Consider the following 15,132-nt stretch of genomic DNA (forward strand, 5'->3'; position numbering starts at 1 on the left):
GGTGCACCTCCAGGAGCCACAGACAGCAGAAAAAATCCCGCCGGGAAGGCAGGGCGCCAACAGGCCCCGGTCCCTCCCCAGCGGGACTTCAGGATGCAGCCTTACCGGCTGCAAACCGGATTATTTTGCGAAGTAACGGGCCAGCAGACCATCGAATACACGGCCGTGACGGGCTTCGTCCTTGGCCATTTCATGGACGGTGTCATGGATGGCATCGTAGCCCAGCTGTTTGGCCAGGGTGGCGATTTCCTTCTTGCCGGCGCAGGCACCCTGTTCAGCGGCAGCCCGCATTTCCAGGTTCTTCTTGGTGCTGTCGGTGACCACTTCACCCAGCAGTTCAGCGAATTTGGCAGCGTGTTCCGCTTCTTCGAAAGCGATCCGTTTGTAGGCTTCCGCCACTTCCGGATACCCTTCCCGGTCTGCCACACGGCTCATGGCCAGATACATGCCCACTTCAGAGCATTCACCGGTGAAGTGCTGACGCAGCCCTTCCAGAACCCGTTCATCCACGCCCTTGGCAACGCCGACCACGTGTTCGTCAGCGTATTCCTTGACGCCTTCCTTCAGTTCATCGAATTTATCTTTCGGAGCGCCGCACTGCGGGCATTTTTCCGGAGCTTCTTCGCCTTCATACACATAACCGCACACTCTGCAAATGAATTTTTTCATAAGAAAAGCCTCCCCTTGAAACTGTGGCCATCGGACTGTTAATCCGATAAGCCTACTTTTTAATAATTTTTATTAAAAACTTCTTACAGCCCTAATTATAGCAGGTTTTTGAGGAAAAGCAAGGGGGAAAATAAAAGAAGGCAGATCCAAACCACCATGGGTTCACCGGCACCGTAGGGGCTGCACGCCGGGCAGCCTGCAAAACATCGTACACCCGTGCGGAAACGGGCCAACCGGCCTGCGGCCCCTGCAACTGGTGCGCAATCAGTCTTCCTCTCCTGTTTTCTTTTCCCAAATCGAATCTTCCTGTATGCTGTATTCCCCTCTCATGGTTTTTGCGGTGTCTTTGGTAATGGCATAGGCAGGATGGGAAAGGTCATACTGGGGATTGTAATGGTTGGACGGAGCCTGGATCAGCCCGCATACGGTTTCAAAAATCAGGTCGTTGGTGAACACGGTGTTTTCATGGGCTTGAAGAGCCTTTCCTGTGGCAGGATAGGCTCTGCGGTACGCCGGGGAAAGATAAATCCACATAGGGATCCGCACCATATCGAAGGTAAACGGATGGGAAACATGCTTGTATTTCATGTTTTCTCCATGATCGGAAAAATACACCATCACCTGAAGGTTCAGATGTTTCTGGCTGTACTGATATACCTGCTGAAGCACTTCATCCGTATAGGCCAGAGATGTGTCGAACTCTCCCTCTTCCTTCGGGACTTGAGAGAAGGTGTGGTCCTGGGCAAACTTTTTGGGCACCCGGTCCCGATACCGATAGTGACTTCCATTCAAATGGAGGATGATGAAATTGTTCTGATCGGCCGGTACCATTTTCAACAGTTCCAACAGCTGGCCATCATGCTTCCAGGGCATCCATTTCCGGGTATCCGCCTGACTGGCCAGTGTGGTAATGGCCGCATCCCACACTTCGCCCTTTCCCTGAGTGGAAAACCAGTAGGTATGGTAACCGGCTTTTTTGGCCAAACTGACCAGATCCACGGATTCTCCCAAAGGCATGTTGTTGTACTGATTGGAGCTGGTAAGGGACTGACTGAGGGCCATCACAGTATTGGAAAAGTTGGAATAGGCCTGGGGGAAGAAGAAAAAACCATCGGTTCGCCGTATGCTGGATTCCCAAGGGGTGGTTTCCAAGGGGTATTCTGGGTTGAAGGCAGCCATATAATCCCGACAGGCAGTTTCTCCCACCACCAGGATCACTGTTCCCGGCAACTTCATGGGCAGGGCTTTCTCTTTGTCTAAAGAAATCTGTTGTTGATTCTTCCGGATGTTTTTCTTCAGAGCATCGAATGCGTGCATGGGGCCCCCCTCCAGTTTATGCAGCCCCACATACACATCCAGAGGGAAATAGGCACTGCCTTTATAGGCAACGGTGAAAAACATGACAAAGACAAAAAACACAAGGACGGCCTGCTGGAGTTTGGTGTAGAGGATTTTCCTCCGAGGTTCCCGTATGCTGAATTTCCAGCTGATTGCCAGAAGAAGCAACAGCCCACAGGCGAAAATGGCCAGCTGGCCTCCGGAAAACATGGAACGCAGGTATTCTCCGGCTTCCTTAACATTGGTGGCTAGAATGGAAAGAAGCGAGATATCGTCAAAAAGGCTGCGGTATTTCATAAAATATCCAACATAAACCAAAGGACAGAGCTGCAGGAAGAATGTGAGAAAAAAAGCGGCCCCCTGCTGGATCCACAGCAGCAACCTGTTTTTCTTCTGATTGGCCAGCAGAAGTTCCACCATCAGCAGAAACAGGAAGAACATGATGCCGCTGCGGTAATACCGGACATACAGTCTGGTATACATGGTGATGTTGTACGGATTGTGGACCAGATGGAAAAAATCCAGCTGTATCCAGCCAGCCAGCTGAGTATGGCCAACAAGGCCGCCCTTGCTTTGGAACGGAATTCTTTCAAAGGGAAAATGCCGGTAAGGAAATAAACCAGGCCAAAAACCACGGCCAGGGATTTACCAAGGGGCAAATAATCCTGGAAAGCAATAGGAATTTGTCTGGATACACCGAATATCGATAAAAAAGCAAAACTGTAAAGTACCAGGACCAAAAAAAGAGTAGAACCCAAACGATCTTTTCCCCGGTTTTTCATGAAAGCTGAAAAATGGACACATTTCTTTTTGAAAACAAGCTGCAGCTGCTGCAAAAGACTTCCCCCCTGATTGCATGTATTTGTCTACTCGAGGTATTTTTCCATTCCGTCGGCAAACGCCTTTGCATTTCCCTGCAGGAGATGGTCCAGCAGAGATTCCAGACGGGATACGGAAAATCCCGCCCGCATTCGATCCAGGATCTCGAACCGGTAGATGTCCTCCACTTCCCTGTGAAGAAGATGGAAGAGATTTTCCCGGGTTTCCGGTTGTATCTGTTGAAGCAGCAGACGGATGATTCCGTTTCCGGATGTATTGACCCAGTAATCCCCTATCTGCCCTTCCTTACCCTCTCTTTCTATAAAATCACCTGGAACAGGTCTACGGTCTGAAACAAGCTGTTCTGTGTCCATTATACCAAAGAAACAGCTTTCAGGCGAATCGGGAAAAGTGACCCTGCAGGCTGTGCACCCAATCCCCGACCACTTAACCACTCAACCACTCGTTCACCTCCCCCTCACCCCCCAAATATGCTACAATATTCCCTGTAACTACAATATGAAATGAGGTCTTGTTTCCTATGCATACGTTTTCCCATACTCTTTGCCGTGCGGTGCTCCTTGGATGCATGGGGGCCGGATTTTTGACACTTCCGGCCCGGGCGGCTGCCTTGCCTCCCGTCCGGAAACCGGTGGCTGCAGCCAAAACGGCGGTTCCCGTTCTGCGCCGGCAGCCGGTGCCCCAGTTCACCACCCACTATACGGCGGCCCATCCCGCTTCTCTCCACCCCACCCTCCGCTGGAAACCCATTCTGGGGACGGTGTACTACAATGTATCGGTAACCCTGCCCAACGGCACAGCCCTGCCCGATGACCGGACCTATGTGGCCGGATACAACCTGTCCCTGCCGGCGGGCACCCGGGGGGATGTTTCCGTGAAGATCCAGTCCTTCAACCTGGACGAAAAGCCGGTTTCCGCCCTGTCGCCTGTGGAAAAGGTCCATGTGGATCCGGAGAAGAAAACCGCCCTGTATCCGGAACCCATCAGCCGGTTCAACAGCGGCAACGGCACCACCCTGCTGTACCCGGTGTACAACTGGGTGCCCCTCCACGGGGTGCGGAACTATCAGGTGGAAGTGCTGAACACCAGCTCCGTTTCCCCCACCCGGGAAGCCGCACCGGAGCAGCTGCTGGAACGGGGCAGATCCACCGGTTTCGACTGGTACGATGACGAATCCCACTATGCGCCCTACACCATGTACTGGCGGGTACGGGGTGTGGACGAAGCCGGGAACCCGGTGGGCCAGTTCTGCCCGCCCCAGCCCATGACCGTGAATCCGGAGGACAACTGGCAGGTGGGGACCCTGGGGGACAGCATATCCCACGGGGGAGGCGATCTGTCCTATTCTCCCAGTGATTTCACCTACAGCTATCAGTATTATCTGCCCTTTGACACCATCAACCTGGCAGAAAGCGGGGACACCAGCGAAGCCACCCTGGCCCGGTTCGACAAGGACGTGGTCCCCTTCCATCCCAGATACCTGATCATCATGACCGGCAGCAACAGCCTCCGGGGCTGGGTCAGCGGAGAAAGCGTGATCAGCGATCTGAAGGGCATCCGGGAAAAATGCGAGGACAACGGGATCACCCCCATTTTCATGACCCTGCCTCCGGTGAACCCGGCCAACATCAAACGGGCCTTCGATGAACCCACGGCGGAAGGCTGGAGGGCGGAAATGGCCAAGGTGAACCAGTGGATCCGGAGCCTGCCCTGGTTCATCGACCTGGGAACCCAGTTCGACGAAAACCAGGACCTGCCCACCCGATACGCCCTGGACGGCCTGCACCTGAATTTTCGGGGCAAGCGGCTTATGGCCAGAGCCATAACGGAACAATGGGACGGGATCATGGCCAAAATCAAGATGGCCCGGGAACAGGAGCAGAAAGCGGATCAGGAAGAAGAATAACTGCCGCTGTCTGCGGCCATAGGTCTTTTCGGTTCTTTTGTATTTACAACTGCCCTCCTTTTATGATAGAATATGAAACATATTACAGCTGAATATCAGCAATTTTATCAAATACTGTATACATTTATTTTTTGTATACCATGAGGGGAGAAATTGGTTATGACCATTCGCATTGGGATTTTAGGCTACGGAAACCTTGGACAAGGGGTGGAATGTGCCCTGGAAAAAGCGACGGATATGGAACTGGCAGCGGTATTCACCCGCCGGGATCCTGCCCAGGTGAAGATTGCCTCGGCTCATGTGCCTGTAGTGAATGTGAAAAACATGGCAGACTGGAAGAACAGCATCGATGTGCTGATCCTCTGCGGCGGCAGTGCCACGGATCTGCCGGTGCAGACTCCGGAAATGGCCGGGCTGTTCAATGTGATCGACAGCTTCGATACCCATGCCCGGATTCCGGAACATTTTGCGGCGGTGGACAAGGCGGCCAAAGCTTCCGGACACCTGGGAATCATTTCCGTAGGCTGGGATCCTGGCCTGTTCTCCCTGGCCCGGCTGTACAGCAATGCCATCCTGCCGGACGGGAAAGATTACACCTTCTGGGGCAAGGGTGTGAGCCAGGGCCACAGTGACGCCATCCGGCGGATCCCCGGAGTCAAAAACGCCAAACAGTACACGGTACCGGTGGAAGCGGCCCTGGAAGCCGTGCGCAGCGGCAGCCAGCCGGAACTGACCACCCGGCAGAAACACACCCGGGAATGTTACGTGGTGCTGGAAGAAGGGGCCGATCCCAAGGCCGTGGAACAGGCTATTGTGACCATGCCCAACTACTTTGATGAATATGATACCACCGTCCATTTCATCGATGAGGAAGAGTTCCGGAAGAACCACAGCGGTCTGGCCCACGGCGGGTTCGTGATCCGCAGCGGAGTGACCGGACACAACCGGGAACACAAGCATGTGGTCGAATTCAGCCTGAAACTGGATTCCAACCCGGAATTCACCACCAGTGTGCTGGTAGCCTACGCCCGGGCCGCCCATCGCCTCCATCAGGAAGGCCGTACCGGCTGCCTGACCGTATTCGACGTGGCACCGGCCTATCTGATGCCGGAAGATGGGGAATATCTCCGGGCTCATATGCTGTAAGGAAAAAACGGGGGTGTGAAAAAATTCACACCCCGGCTGCAGTCTGCAGCTGTATAAATCGTTCCCGCAGGGGCGGCAGGCCCGGCCGCCTGCCAAATCAGCGATTGTCCATGTGGTATGCGGGGCGCCGGGCCTGCGCCTCCTACAGTTCATGCTGTTCAAAATCAATTTGCAAATTTGATTTCCACCGACAGTTGCCAGCTGACAAAAAACAAGGGTTGCTGCACAATTTATGCAGCAACCCTGTTTTTTTATGATTACTTCCGGTTCTTGATTTCGTCCTGGAGTTTGGCGATGAATTCGTCCACGGGCATTGCACCCTGTTCGCCGTTGTCCCGGCTGCGGACGGAAACGGTACCGCTTTCCACTTCTTTTTCCCCTACAATCAGCATGTAAGGAACTTTCTTGACCTGGGCTTCCCGGATCTTGTAGCCCACTTTTTCGTTCCGGTCGTCCAGATGGGCCCGGATCTTCTGGGCTTCCAGTTTGTCCACGATCTGTTTGGCGTATTCGTTGTACTTGTCGGTAATGGGCATTACCCGGACCTGTTCCGGAGCCAGCCATGCAGGGAAGGCACCGGCGTAGTTTTCGATCAGGATGCCGATGAACCGTTCAATGGAGCCGTACACTACCCGGTGGATCATAACAGGACGGTGTTTCTGGCCGTCTTCCCCGGTGTAGGTCAGGTTGAATTTTTCCGGCAGCAGCATATCCAGCTGGATGGTACCGCACTGCCAGGTACGGCCGATGGAATCCTTCAGATGGAAGTCGATCTTCGGGCCGTAGAAGGCGCCGTCCCCTTCGTTGATGGAATACTTCAGGCCAAAGTCGTCCATGGCTTTCCGCAGGGCGTTGGTGGTCATTTCCCAGGTGGCATCGTCCCCCATGGAGTTGTCCGGACGGGTGGACAGTTCTGCATGGTAGGTCAGGCCGAAGGTGGCGTATACTTCATCGAACAGACGGATGGTTTCCTGGATCACGTCTTCAATCTGGTTGGGCATCATGAAGATGTGGGCATCATCCTGGGTGAAGCAGCGTACCCGGAACAGACCATGGAGTGCGCCGGACAGTTCATGCCGGTGCACCAGGCCCAGTTCGCCCACCCGCAGGGGCAGTTCCTTGTAGGAATGGGGTTCGTTGGCATATACCAGCATGCCGCCGGGGCAGTTCATGGGTTTAATGGCGTAATCGTCCCCATCGATCTGGGTGAAGTACATGTTTTCTTTGTAATGATCCCAGTGGCCGGAGGTTTCCCACAGCTGCCGGTTCATAATCATGGGGGTCATGACTTCCTGGTAGCCGTATTTGCGGTGCACTTCTCTCCAGTAGTCGATCAGGGTATTCCGGATGATCATGCCATTGGGCAGGAAGAACGGGAACCCGGGGCCGTAATCGCTGAGCATGAACAGACCCAGCTGTTTGCCCAGTTTCCGGTGGTCACGTTTTTCCGCTTCTTCCATCATGTGCAGGTAAGCTTCCAGGTCTTCCTTGCTGGCAAAAGCCGTGCCGTAGATCCGCTGGAGCATCTTGTTGTGTTCATCCCCCCGCCAGTAGGCACCGGCAATGCTCATCAGCTTGAAGGCTTTCACCCGGCCGGTGGACGGGCAGTGAGGACCGGCGCACAGGTCCGTGAAATCACCCTGGGTATAGGTGCTGATCACCGCATCTTCCGGCAGGTCTTCGATCAGTTCCACTTTGTAGGGTTCATCTTCCGCCTTGAATTTGGCCAGGGCTTCCGCTCTGGGGATTTCGTTCCGGACCAGAGGATAGTTGGCTTTGATGATCTTGCTCATTTCCTTTTCGATGGCCCGCAGGTCATCAGGAGTGAACACATGGTCGCTGTCCAGGTCGTAGTAGAACCCTTTTTCAATGGCAGGACCGATGGCGAACTTGGTGCCCGGGAACAGGTGCTGGATGGCCTGGGCCATAACATGGGAAGCGGTATGGCGGATGGCATGGAGCCCTTCTTCGCTGTCCGGCGTCACGAATTCCACTTTGGCATCGTGATCCAGTACATCGCTCAGGTCTTTGTTTTCCCCATCCACTTTAGCCAGGAGAGCGGTCTTCCCCAGTTTCTGGTTCAGGCTCTTGGCAATGGACAGCAGGGAGCTGCCGGCTTCGAATTCTTTCACGCTGCCATCCGGCAGGCTTACTTTAATGTTGGACATAGTGATTTCCTCCTTGAAAATACCAGCAAGGTCAGGACGGACATACAAAAAAGACCCGTCCCTTACAGGGACGGGCCATAAGCTCGCGGTTCCACCCTTATTGAACTGGCTGGGCCAGTTCCACTCGGCATCCTTTAACGCAGGATATACGACCTTGCCTACTTTGTTCAGCAGATGGCTCCCAGGTGGTTGACTGTCATTTGTTTCCGGGCCCTTCTCAGCTTCCGGGCTTCTCTGTACTGTATCCCTGACAGGTTGTCCTCGTCATTGCCATTGGCTCTTTGAAATTGTTTACATTATACCACCGGGAAAAAGTTTGTCAAGGAAATTTTAATATTCTTCCTGGGCTTCCCGATGATTGAACCGGTCCTGCTCTTCTTCAATGATCTGCACCATATCCGCGGCGCAGGTTTCCCGGTCTCTGTAGCCTTTTTCTTTCCAGTCCCTGGCCATTTCCCAGGCCAGTTCTTCGATTCCCTGATCCATCTTTCTCTCCTTTTCCGGCAGCTTCACCACAGGCTCAGCTGCTCGCCTTCGTCTTTTTTGTTCAGCTTCTGCCGCACCTTCTCCAGGAAATCCTCCAGGGAGGGATACTGGCGGCCGGCGTCTTCCTTCAGTTTCCGGAAACAGGTTTCGGTGGTTTCCACATCGCTGAGGGCCCGGTGGGCCTCCTTGTTCTCTACATGGTACCAGGCGGCCAGGTTGTTCAGCCGGTGATGGTCCCACAACGGGAACAGGGTCTGGGCCATGGGCAGCACATCCACCCAGTCATTGGCCAGAGGCCGGTACAGCTGGTCCTGGAACTGCTGCTGGAGAAAGCCCATGTCGAACCCCACATTGTAGCCCACCGCCACCCGGCTGCCCAGGAATTTTCCGAAAGCTTCCAGGGCCTGCCGGGGCTGGGGGGCAGCTGCCAGCATATCGTCAGTGATGCCGGTGAGCTGGGTGATGAAGGGAGAAACGTAATGGCCGGACAAAGGAGTCCGGGGCTGGATCAGGGTGGAAAAAGTCCTCCCCCGCTTCCCCCGGACCACTTCCAAGGCACCGATTTCAATAATCTGGTCCCGTTCCGGATCCAGGCCGGTGGTCTCCAGATCCAATACCACATAGGTTTCGGGAAAAGCCACCAGACTCTTCCCGGTGCCGGGCAGCGTGCCGGCAAAATTATCCTTTTTTCTCATAGGTCTCCTGCATCAGCCGAAGAGCCAGGCCAGGAATCCCTTTTTCTTTTCGTACGGTTCCACCCGGTAGCTGGTGACCTGGTAACCGGTCTGGTCAATGACTTTCCGGATTTTTTCTTCCGGAATAAGGTCTTTGGCCACAATGTCCGTTTCCTTTTTGGAACGGGAGGAAGAGACGGAATCCACCGGGAACGCATTCCGGATGGCTTCGTTGATATGGGATTCACACATGCCGCAGGCCATGCCTTCGACACCAACAATCATTTTTACCATAATAGACCTCCTGCTGGAATACCCTATACCTCGTATGGGTATTCCGCAGGGTTAATTATAGAAGTTTTGTAGGATTTGTCAAGGGTCAGTCCTTCTTCAGCAGTTTTTCCAGTTCCGGCATCACATCGAACAGATCCCCCACAATGCCGTAATGGGCAAACTGGAAAATAGGGGCATCAGGACTCTTGTTTACGGCAATGATCAGCCCGGCGTCCTGGATCCCCAGTTTGTGCTGGATGGCCCCGGAAATCCCCAGGGCGATGTAGATCTTGGGGGCGATTTTCTTGCCAGTGACCCCCACCTGCCATTCATAGGGTGCCCAGCCTGCGTCCACCAGCGGTTTGGAAACCCCGAAAGCGGCGCCGATCCGTTTGGCAAAGGCCTGGACTTCCCGCATCCCTTCTTCGTTCTGGACGCCCCGGCCAGCCCCTACCACCATATCCGCCGTATCCAGGTCCAGCACTTCCTTCAGCTGTTCCAGAGACGTGAAATCCAGCACCTTCACAGCGGGAATGGCTTCAGCATTGTCCAGGGGAACCGGGAAGATTTCCCCTTTCCGGGTTTCATCCTTGGGGTTGCCGTGGAAGATCTTGTCGCTGACCGTACCCAGCTGGGGCCGGGTGGTGGTCTGGATCTTCACGAACAGTTTGCCGGTGTAGGCGGGACGGATCCAGGTGAGGGTATCATCCTCCCCTTCGTACCGCACATCGATGCAGTCCGCCACCAGCCCTGCCTCCAGCCGGGCAGACAGCCGGCCGCCCAGGTCACGGCCATTGGGGGATGCACCGATGAACAGCACACTGGGAGTATACAGGCTCAGGGCTTTGGCCACCGCTTCCGTATAAAGGGCTCCATCAAAGGCGGCCAGACTGGGGGCCTGGAGCAGGGCCACCCCATCGGCTCCGTAGGCAATGGCTTCCCGGGCCGCTTCTTCCAGATTGTCCCCGGCCAGGATGCCCAGCACCTGATTGGGACGGGCGGCCGCCAGCTGGCGGGCTTTCCCCAAAAGTTCCACACTGAGGGAGGTGAGCCTGCCGTCAGAGGTTTCCAGATAGACTCCGATATTGTTTTTCCATTCCATGATAACGCCTCCTTACAGCAGGTTCTTCTTCCGCAGTTCGTCCACCAGATTGGCGGCAGCTTCCACCGGGGTGGCTCCCTGGATCATGGTGCCCACCGGCTGAGGTTCCGGAGCGAACAGTTCCGTAACCTTGGTGGCGGAGCCGGCCTTCCCGGCTTTTTCCGGAGCCAGGTCGATGTCTTCCAGACGCCATACCGGGAACACGGCCTTTTTCGCGGCCATTTTGCCCCGGATGCCGGGAGTCCGGGGATTCCCGCATTTTTCCGTTACGGAGATCACTGCCGGCAGAGCCGCCTGGAGGGTTTCCACCCCGCCCCGGTTCAGCCGGCGGATGGTGGCCTGGCCGTCCTTTACTTCCAGTTCATCTGCATAAGAAAGCAGGGTCATGCCAAGCCGCTGGGCCAGGGCCGGAGGGATTTGCCCGGTGTCCCCGTCCGTGGAACGCTTCCCGGCCAGCACCAGGTCCAACGGTCCCAGTTTGGCCAGGGCCGCTGCCAGGATCTGGCCGGTAGCCAAGGTATCGGACCCGGCCATCCGTTCATCGGACAGCAGGATCCCCTTGTCCGCCCCCAGAGCGATCCCTTCCCGGAGGATGTCACTGGCCAGGGCAGTGCCCATGGTCACAAGGGTTACCGTGCCCCCTTCCTGGTCCTTCAGGGCCAGGGCCGCCTCGATGGCGTGGAGGTCAACAGGGTTCAGCATGGAAGGTGCCCCCACACGGACCAGGTTGTTGTCCCCGGACAGCTGGATATCCGAAACGGCAGGTACCTGTTTCACCAATACAGCGATATTCATAATGCAGCCTCCTTTATGAAAAAAATATTGTTTTATCAGTCTATAGTGATTATACTATGAATTCGAAGTTATCGCAACTGATAATTATTATTGATTCAGTACCACCGGGTCATGGGCAGGCTGTTGTTGTTCCCTTTGGTCATGAGCACCTGGTGGATGTCGATGTAGCCAATCTGAAAGGCCGCTGCACAGCCGCACAGGTACAGATCCCACATCCGTACAAAGGAAGGATCCTTCCACCGGGCCACCTGTTCGTGGACCTTGCAGAAGTTCTTGTACCAGCACAGAAGGGTCCTGCAGTAATGGCGGCGGAGACTTTCCACATCCAGCACCCGGAAATCCGCATCATAGGCATGGTGGATCAGTTCCCGAAGGGAAGGCAGGGTGCCCCCCGGGAAGATGTATTTCCGGATCCAGGGATCGGACACCACTTCATCGTGGCCGGTAATGGTATGGAGCAGGAAGATTCCCCCCTGTTTCAGCAGATGGTTCACTGTTTCCATATAGGTGGAATAGTTGGAACGGCCCACATGTTCCATCATCCCCACGCTGACCACCCGGTCGAACTGGAGATCCTTGGCCTCCAGGTCCCGGTAGTCCGTCAGTTCGATGGTCACCTGGCCCTCCAGGCCCAGGGCCTTGATCCGTTCCTGGCTCTTTTTCCACTGTTCTTTGCTGAGGGTACAGCCATAGCCCTTCACTCCGTACTTTTTGGCCGCCTCCAGCAGCAGGAAGCCCCAGCCGCAGCCAATGTCCAGCAGGGTCATCCCCGGCTTCAGGTACAGCTTCTGGAGGATGTAGTCCACCTTGTTCCGTTGGGCCTGTTCCAGGGTATCTTTGTCGGACTTGAAATAGGCACAGGAATAGCTCATGGTGGGATCCAGCCACAGTTTGTAGAAGTCATTCCCCAGATCGTAGTGGGAGGACACTTCTTTGGCCTGGTCCTGTTTCTTTTCCGACATGTACAGGATGTTCCGGAGACTGTTCCGGTCCAGGGAGAACCGGTCCGCCTGTTCCAGAAGGGTGCAGAGCATGTGGAACAGGTCCCCCTTCACTTCGATGTCTCCCCGCATGTAGGCCTCCCCCAGAGCCAGTTCCGTGGACTCCAGCAGGGCCTTTTTGGGAATGTCTTTGTGGATGATCAGGGTGAATTCCGGCTTCCCCTCACCAATGGTATACTCCTCTCCATGGATCTGGACATTGAAACAGTGCTTGTCAAAATGCCCCAGATAATAAAGGAGAAAATGATCCATCATTTTATGAAGCAGCATGACAACAGGACTCCCTTCTGCAATATGGAAATATTCATTGTTTACCATATATTATAACACTTTTAAGCGGACAAGAGACTAAGTGGCTAAGTGGTTAAGTGAAAAGGAACGCTGATAACAATAATATGCGAAAAGGATTGATATAATTTTTCTTTCGTAACCCCATTGACAGTATACTGTATCCATGGTATCATTTCATCCATAGTCAACAAACGCCGAAACGTGATGACGCAGACTAGTACGCCTGAATCCCTGCTCCAGAGAGCTGCCGGTTGCTGCGAGGCAGTGGATGGGACGGGCCGAACTGCCTGCTGAGCGGCTGGACCGAACCTGCAGTAGGTCCCTCCGGGAACTCCCGTTACAGAGCATGGATATCGCCACCGGCCGTATCCGAGAGCGCGTCCCCAGGACGAAACAGAGTGGTACCGCGGAAGGATCCAACGCCTTTCGTCTCTTTGCTGCCAATGCAGAGAGACGGAAGGCGTTTTCGTTTCTCTGGAAACTGTCATTCCAAGGAGGAAACAATCATGATCAACGGAACATCTGCCATCAAAGGGGCCTCCCTCTCCCTGTGCTTTTCGGTGGGAGCGGTGCTGTTCAGCTCTCATGCGGGAGGCGGATTCGCCACCGGCAACCAGGAAAACGTCTACTTCATCAGCCTGGGCTGGCTGGGCCCCATTACCGCCATTGTAACCATGCTCCTGTTCACCCTCACCATCAAAGAGGCCATGAACATGTACAACAGCCGGCACCTCACCAGCTACCGGCAGCTTTTCCAGAATCTGTACCGGCCGGTACCCGGCATTGAATTCCTTTTTGAAGGGTTCTTCTACATCATGGTGCTCATGGCCGTATCCGCCACCATTTCCGGGGCCGCCTCCGCCCTGGCCGCCCAGACGGGCCTCAACTACTATACCGGCATCGGTGTGGTGGGCGCCGTAATCTTTGTACTGACCATTTTCGGGGCTGACCTGGTCCGCCGGGCCACCACCTACATGGGCATTGCCATCCTGGCCATGGCCATTACCATTTTCTCCGTGGGCATCGCCATGGGCGGCCAGGTGGAAGGCACCCGGTTCTTCCTGGATGCCATGGCCCAGGATTTTGCCGTTAACGGCTTGGCCAAACTGCCCACCGCCATTCTCCACGCTTTCACCTATTCCGGTTTCCAGTGCGTGGTGATCCCCACCATGATCGTGGTGGGCACTCCCCTGGTGACCCGGAAGAACTGTGCAGATTCCATGTGGATGTCCTTTGCCATGAACGCCACCGCCCTCACCATGGCCGTGTGCATGCTCCTGGGCTGGACCGGGGTCTACGGCAGGACGCCCCTGCCCACTCTCATGAGCCTGAAAGCCATGGGCATGCCCTGGCTGACCCTTCTCTATTCCGTAACCCTCATGCTCTGCCTGATCTCCACCGGGGTGACCACGGTGTTCGGATTCACCGCCCGTTTCTCTGAAATGGACTGCCTGAAAAAGATCACCGGCAGCGCCGTAAAGCGGTCCGCTCTGGTGACCCTGTTCATTATCTGCCTGTCCATGACGGTTTCCATGGTGGGTCTGACCAACATCATCAAATACGGGTATGGCTACTGCGGCTACCTGGCCATTGCCATCATCATCGTCCCCTTCCTGACCATCGGCCGGGCCAAAAACAAGCGCTACGCCGCTGACCAGGAATACCGGGAACGGATCGACGCCATGAACCAGTATCCGGGAATGGAAGAAGCGGAAGTGGAGGAAGCATAAAAAAAGGAGATGTTGCACGCATATTTTTCACGTGCAACATCTCCTTTTTTATGCCCCAAAGGGGAAGTTGAAAATCCCTACAGGTCCTTTTTTCCACTGGTACGAGGTGTCGTTCAGGGCGAATACCGCATGCTCTCCCCACTTGTTCATGCCCAGCACTGTCACCGAAGCGGGCCGGATGTCGAAGGATATCTGTTTTTCCGCCACTTCTTCGATGCTCAGCCCCAGCCAGGCAAACAGGATGTTCTGGATGGTTCCCTTGTGGGACACGATGATCAGGTCCCGGCCTTCCTTTTCCAGTTCCCGGAACCCCTGAATGGTCCGTTCATAGAAGGTCCGCCGGGTCTCTCCTCCGTCATAGTTCACATGATCCAGCTCCCGGCCGGTTTCCGGCGGGTGGTAAAAGGCCAGGGCCTCTTTTTTGTTCAGCCCCGCTGCCTTTCCGTTGTTCTTTTCCCGGAGGAAGGAAAAACATTCCACCGGTTCTGCTCCCAGCTTCCGGGCAATGATTTCCGCTCCCGTCCGGGCCCGCTGCAGGTCGCTGGATACGATCCGGGGCAGGCTGCGGCCGGAAAAGTCCCAGGCCAGGCAGTCCGCCAGCTGCTGGAACTGCTTCTGTCCCAGCACTGTGAGAGCCGAATCCGTCCAGCCCCCGGTCAGTTCCTTCACATGATGATCCGCTTCCCCGTGCCGAATCAGTAAAATCATAATGA

Annotated in this window: 15 protein-coding genes and 1 other annotated feature; of the genes, 3 read left to right on the forward strand and 12 right to left on the reverse strand. The window is 55.1% G+C overall.

Features of this window, described 5'->3' with window-relative positions:
* Window positions 1–120 precede the first annotated feature (120 nt).
* From ACZOF8_RS04840 to ACZOF8_RS04855, 4 genes are all read right to left on the reverse strand, one after another.
* Window positions 121–669: a ferritin family protein gene (locus ACZOF8_RS04840; RefSeq protein WP_012938354.1), complete on the reverse strand. Its 549-nt coding sequence runs from the start codon at window positions 667–669 to the stop codon at window positions 121–123.
* A gap of 264 nt (window positions 670–933) precedes the next feature.
* Window positions 934–2,490: a phosphoethanolamine transferase gene (locus ACZOF8_RS04845; protein ID WP_487426632.1), complete on the reverse strand. Its 1,557-nt coding sequence runs from the start codon at window positions 2,488–2,490 to the stop codon at window positions 934–936.
* Window positions 2,427–2,843: a hypothetical protein gene (locus tag ACZOF8_RS04850; RefSeq protein WP_487426633.1), complete on the reverse strand. Its 417-nt coding sequence runs from the start codon at window positions 2,841–2,843 to the stop codon at window positions 2,427–2,429. The genes ACZOF8_RS04845 and ACZOF8_RS04850 overlap by 64 nt, the downstream gene beginning before the upstream one ends.
* Window positions 2,844–2,873: 30 nt before the next feature.
* Window positions 2,874–3,281 carry a hypothetical protein gene (locus ACZOF8_RS04855; RefSeq protein ID WP_487426634.1) on the reverse strand — a complete coding sequence of 136 codons (408 nt, stop codon included), beginning with the start codon at window positions 3,279–3,281 and terminating at the stop codon, window positions 2,874–2,876.
* Between the two features lie 86 nt (window positions 3,282–3,367).
* Here ACZOF8_RS04855 and ACZOF8_RS04860 point away from each other — a divergent pair, with 86 nt between their 5' ends.
* Together ACZOF8_RS04860 and ACZOF8_RS04865 are read left to right on the forward strand one after the other, a co-directional pair.
* Window positions 3,368–4,753: an SGNH/GDSL hydrolase family protein gene (locus tag ACZOF8_RS04860; protein WP_278722122.1), complete on the forward strand. Its 1,386-nt coding sequence runs from the start codon at window positions 3,368–3,370 to the stop codon at window positions 4,751–4,753.
* Window positions 4,754–4,912: 159 nt separating this feature from the next.
* Window positions 4,913–5,899, forward strand: a complete 987-nt coding sequence (locus ACZOF8_RS04865) for a diaminopimelate dehydrogenase (RefSeq protein ID WP_487426635.1) — start codon at window positions 4,913–4,915, stop codon at window positions 5,897–5,899.
* Between the two features lie 257 nt (window positions 5,900–6,156).
* Here ACZOF8_RS04865 and thrS read toward each other — a convergent pair whose 3' ends face one another.
* The 7 genes from thrS to ACZOF8_RS04900 form a co-directional block, all read right to left on the reverse strand.
* Window positions 6,157–8,067: a threonine--tRNA ligase gene (thrS, locus tag ACZOF8_RS04870; RefSeq protein WP_012938350.1), complete on the reverse strand. Its 1,911-nt coding sequence runs from the start codon at window positions 8,065–8,067 to the stop codon at window positions 6,157–6,159.
* Between the two features lie 330 nt (window positions 8,068–8,397).
* Window positions 8,398–8,553 (reverse strand): hypothetical protein, encoded by a 156-nt coding sequence (locus ACZOF8_RS04875; protein WP_012938349.1) that lies wholly within the window; start codon window positions 8,551–8,553, stop codon window positions 8,398–8,400.
* 23 nt (window positions 8,554–8,576) lie between these two features.
* Window positions 8,577–9,248, reverse strand: a complete 672-nt coding sequence (locus ACZOF8_RS04880; RefSeq protein WP_487426636.1) for a 3'-5' exonuclease — start codon at window positions 9,246–9,248, stop codon at window positions 8,577–8,579.
* A gap of 12 nt (window positions 9,249–9,260) precedes the next feature.
* Window positions 9,261–9,521: a heavy-metal-associated domain-containing protein gene (locus tag ACZOF8_RS04885; RefSeq protein ID WP_022488073.1), complete on the reverse strand. Its 261-nt coding sequence runs from the start codon at window positions 9,519–9,521 to the stop codon at window positions 9,261–9,263.
* Window positions 9,522–9,606: 85 nt separating this feature from the next.
* Entirely contained in the window at window positions 9,607–10,602 is a 996-nt protein-coding gene (locus ACZOF8_RS04890; RefSeq protein WP_487426637.1) for an electron transfer flavoprotein subunit alpha/FixB family protein, read from the reverse strand.
* A gap of 12 nt (window positions 10,603–10,614) precedes the next feature.
* Window positions 10,615–11,397: an electron transfer flavoprotein subunit beta/FixA family protein gene (locus tag ACZOF8_RS04895; protein WP_154488298.1), complete on the reverse strand. Its 783-nt coding sequence runs from the start codon at window positions 11,395–11,397 to the stop codon at window positions 10,615–10,617.
* 95 nt (window positions 11,398–11,492) lie between these two features.
* Complete coding sequence (locus ACZOF8_RS04900; protein ID WP_368509223.1) at window positions 11,493–12,665, reverse strand: class I SAM-dependent methyltransferase; 1,173 nt, start codon at window positions 12,663–12,665, stop codon at window positions 11,493–11,495.
* Window positions 12,666–12,884: 219 nt separating this feature from the next.
* Window positions 12,885–13,126: a binding site (T-box leader), on the forward strand.
* Window positions 13,127–13,195: 69 nt separating this feature from the next.
* Between ACZOF8_RS04900 and ACZOF8_RS04905 the strand changes: the two genes are divergently transcribed.
* Window positions 13,196–14,419 carry a YkvI family membrane protein gene (locus tag ACZOF8_RS04905; RefSeq protein WP_154488299.1) on the forward strand — a complete coding sequence of 408 codons (1,224 nt, stop codon included), beginning with the start codon at window positions 13,196–13,198 and terminating at the stop codon, window positions 14,417–14,419.
* Window positions 14,420–14,467: 48 nt separating this feature from the next.
* Here the strand turns inward: ACZOF8_RS04905 and ACZOF8_RS04910 are convergent, their stop codons facing one another.
* A complete protein-coding gene (locus ACZOF8_RS04910) occupies window positions 14,468–15,127 on the reverse strand; it encodes a histidine phosphatase family protein (RefSeq protein ID WP_154488300.1) in 660 nt (219 codons plus the stop codon).
* Between the last annotated feature and the right edge of the window lie 5 nt (window positions 15,128–15,132).

This window comes from Acidaminococcus sp., assembly GCF_057597765.1.

Bases quoted from the DNA above. Each gene is read 5' to 3' on its own strand.
- ACZOF8_RS04840 (WP_012938354.1), bottom strand. From the start codon at position 669: ATGAAAAAATTCATTTGCAGAGTGTGCGGTTATGTGTATGAAGGCGAA.
- ACZOF8_RS04845 (WP_487426632.1), bottom strand. From the start codon at position 2,490: ATGTATACCAGACTGTATGTCCGGTATTACCGCAGCGGCATCATGTTC.
- ACZOF8_RS04860 (WP_278722122.1), top strand. From the start codon at position 3,368: ATGCATACGTTTTCCCATACTCTTTGCCGTGCGGTGCTCCTTGGATGC.
- ACZOF8_RS04865 (WP_487426635.1), top strand. From the start codon at position 4,913: ATGACCATTCGCATTGGGATTTTAGGCTACGGAAACCTTGGACAAGGG.
- thrS (WP_012938350.1), bottom strand. From the start codon at position 8,067: ATGTCCAACATTAAAGTAAGCCTGCCGGATGGCAGCGTGAAAGAATTC.
- ACZOF8_RS04875 (WP_012938349.1), bottom strand. From the start codon at position 8,553: ATGGATCAGGGAATCGAAGAACTGGCCTGGGAAATGGCCAGGGACTGG.
- ACZOF8_RS04880 (WP_487426636.1), bottom strand. From the start codon at position 9,248: ATGAGAAAAAAGGATAATTTTGCCGGCACGCTGCCCGGCACCGGGAAG.
- ACZOF8_RS04885 (WP_022488073.1), bottom strand. From the start codon at position 9,521: ATGGTAAAAATGATTGTTGGTGTCGAAGGCATGGCCTGCGGCATGTGT.
- ACZOF8_RS04890 (WP_487426637.1), bottom strand. From the start codon at position 10,602: ATGGAATGGAAAAACAATATCGGAGTCTATCTGGAAACCTCTGACGGC.
- ACZOF8_RS04895 (WP_154488298.1), bottom strand. From the start codon at position 11,397: ATGAATATCGCTGTATTGGTGAAACAGGTACCTGCCGTTTCGGATATC.
- ACZOF8_RS04905 (WP_154488299.1), top strand. From the start codon at position 13,196: ATGATCAACGGAACATCTGCCATCAAAGGGGCCTCCCTCTCCCTGTGC.
- ACZOF8_RS04910 (WP_154488300.1), bottom strand. From the start codon at position 15,127: ATGATTTTACTGATTCGGCACGGGGAAGCGGATCATCATGTGAAGGAA.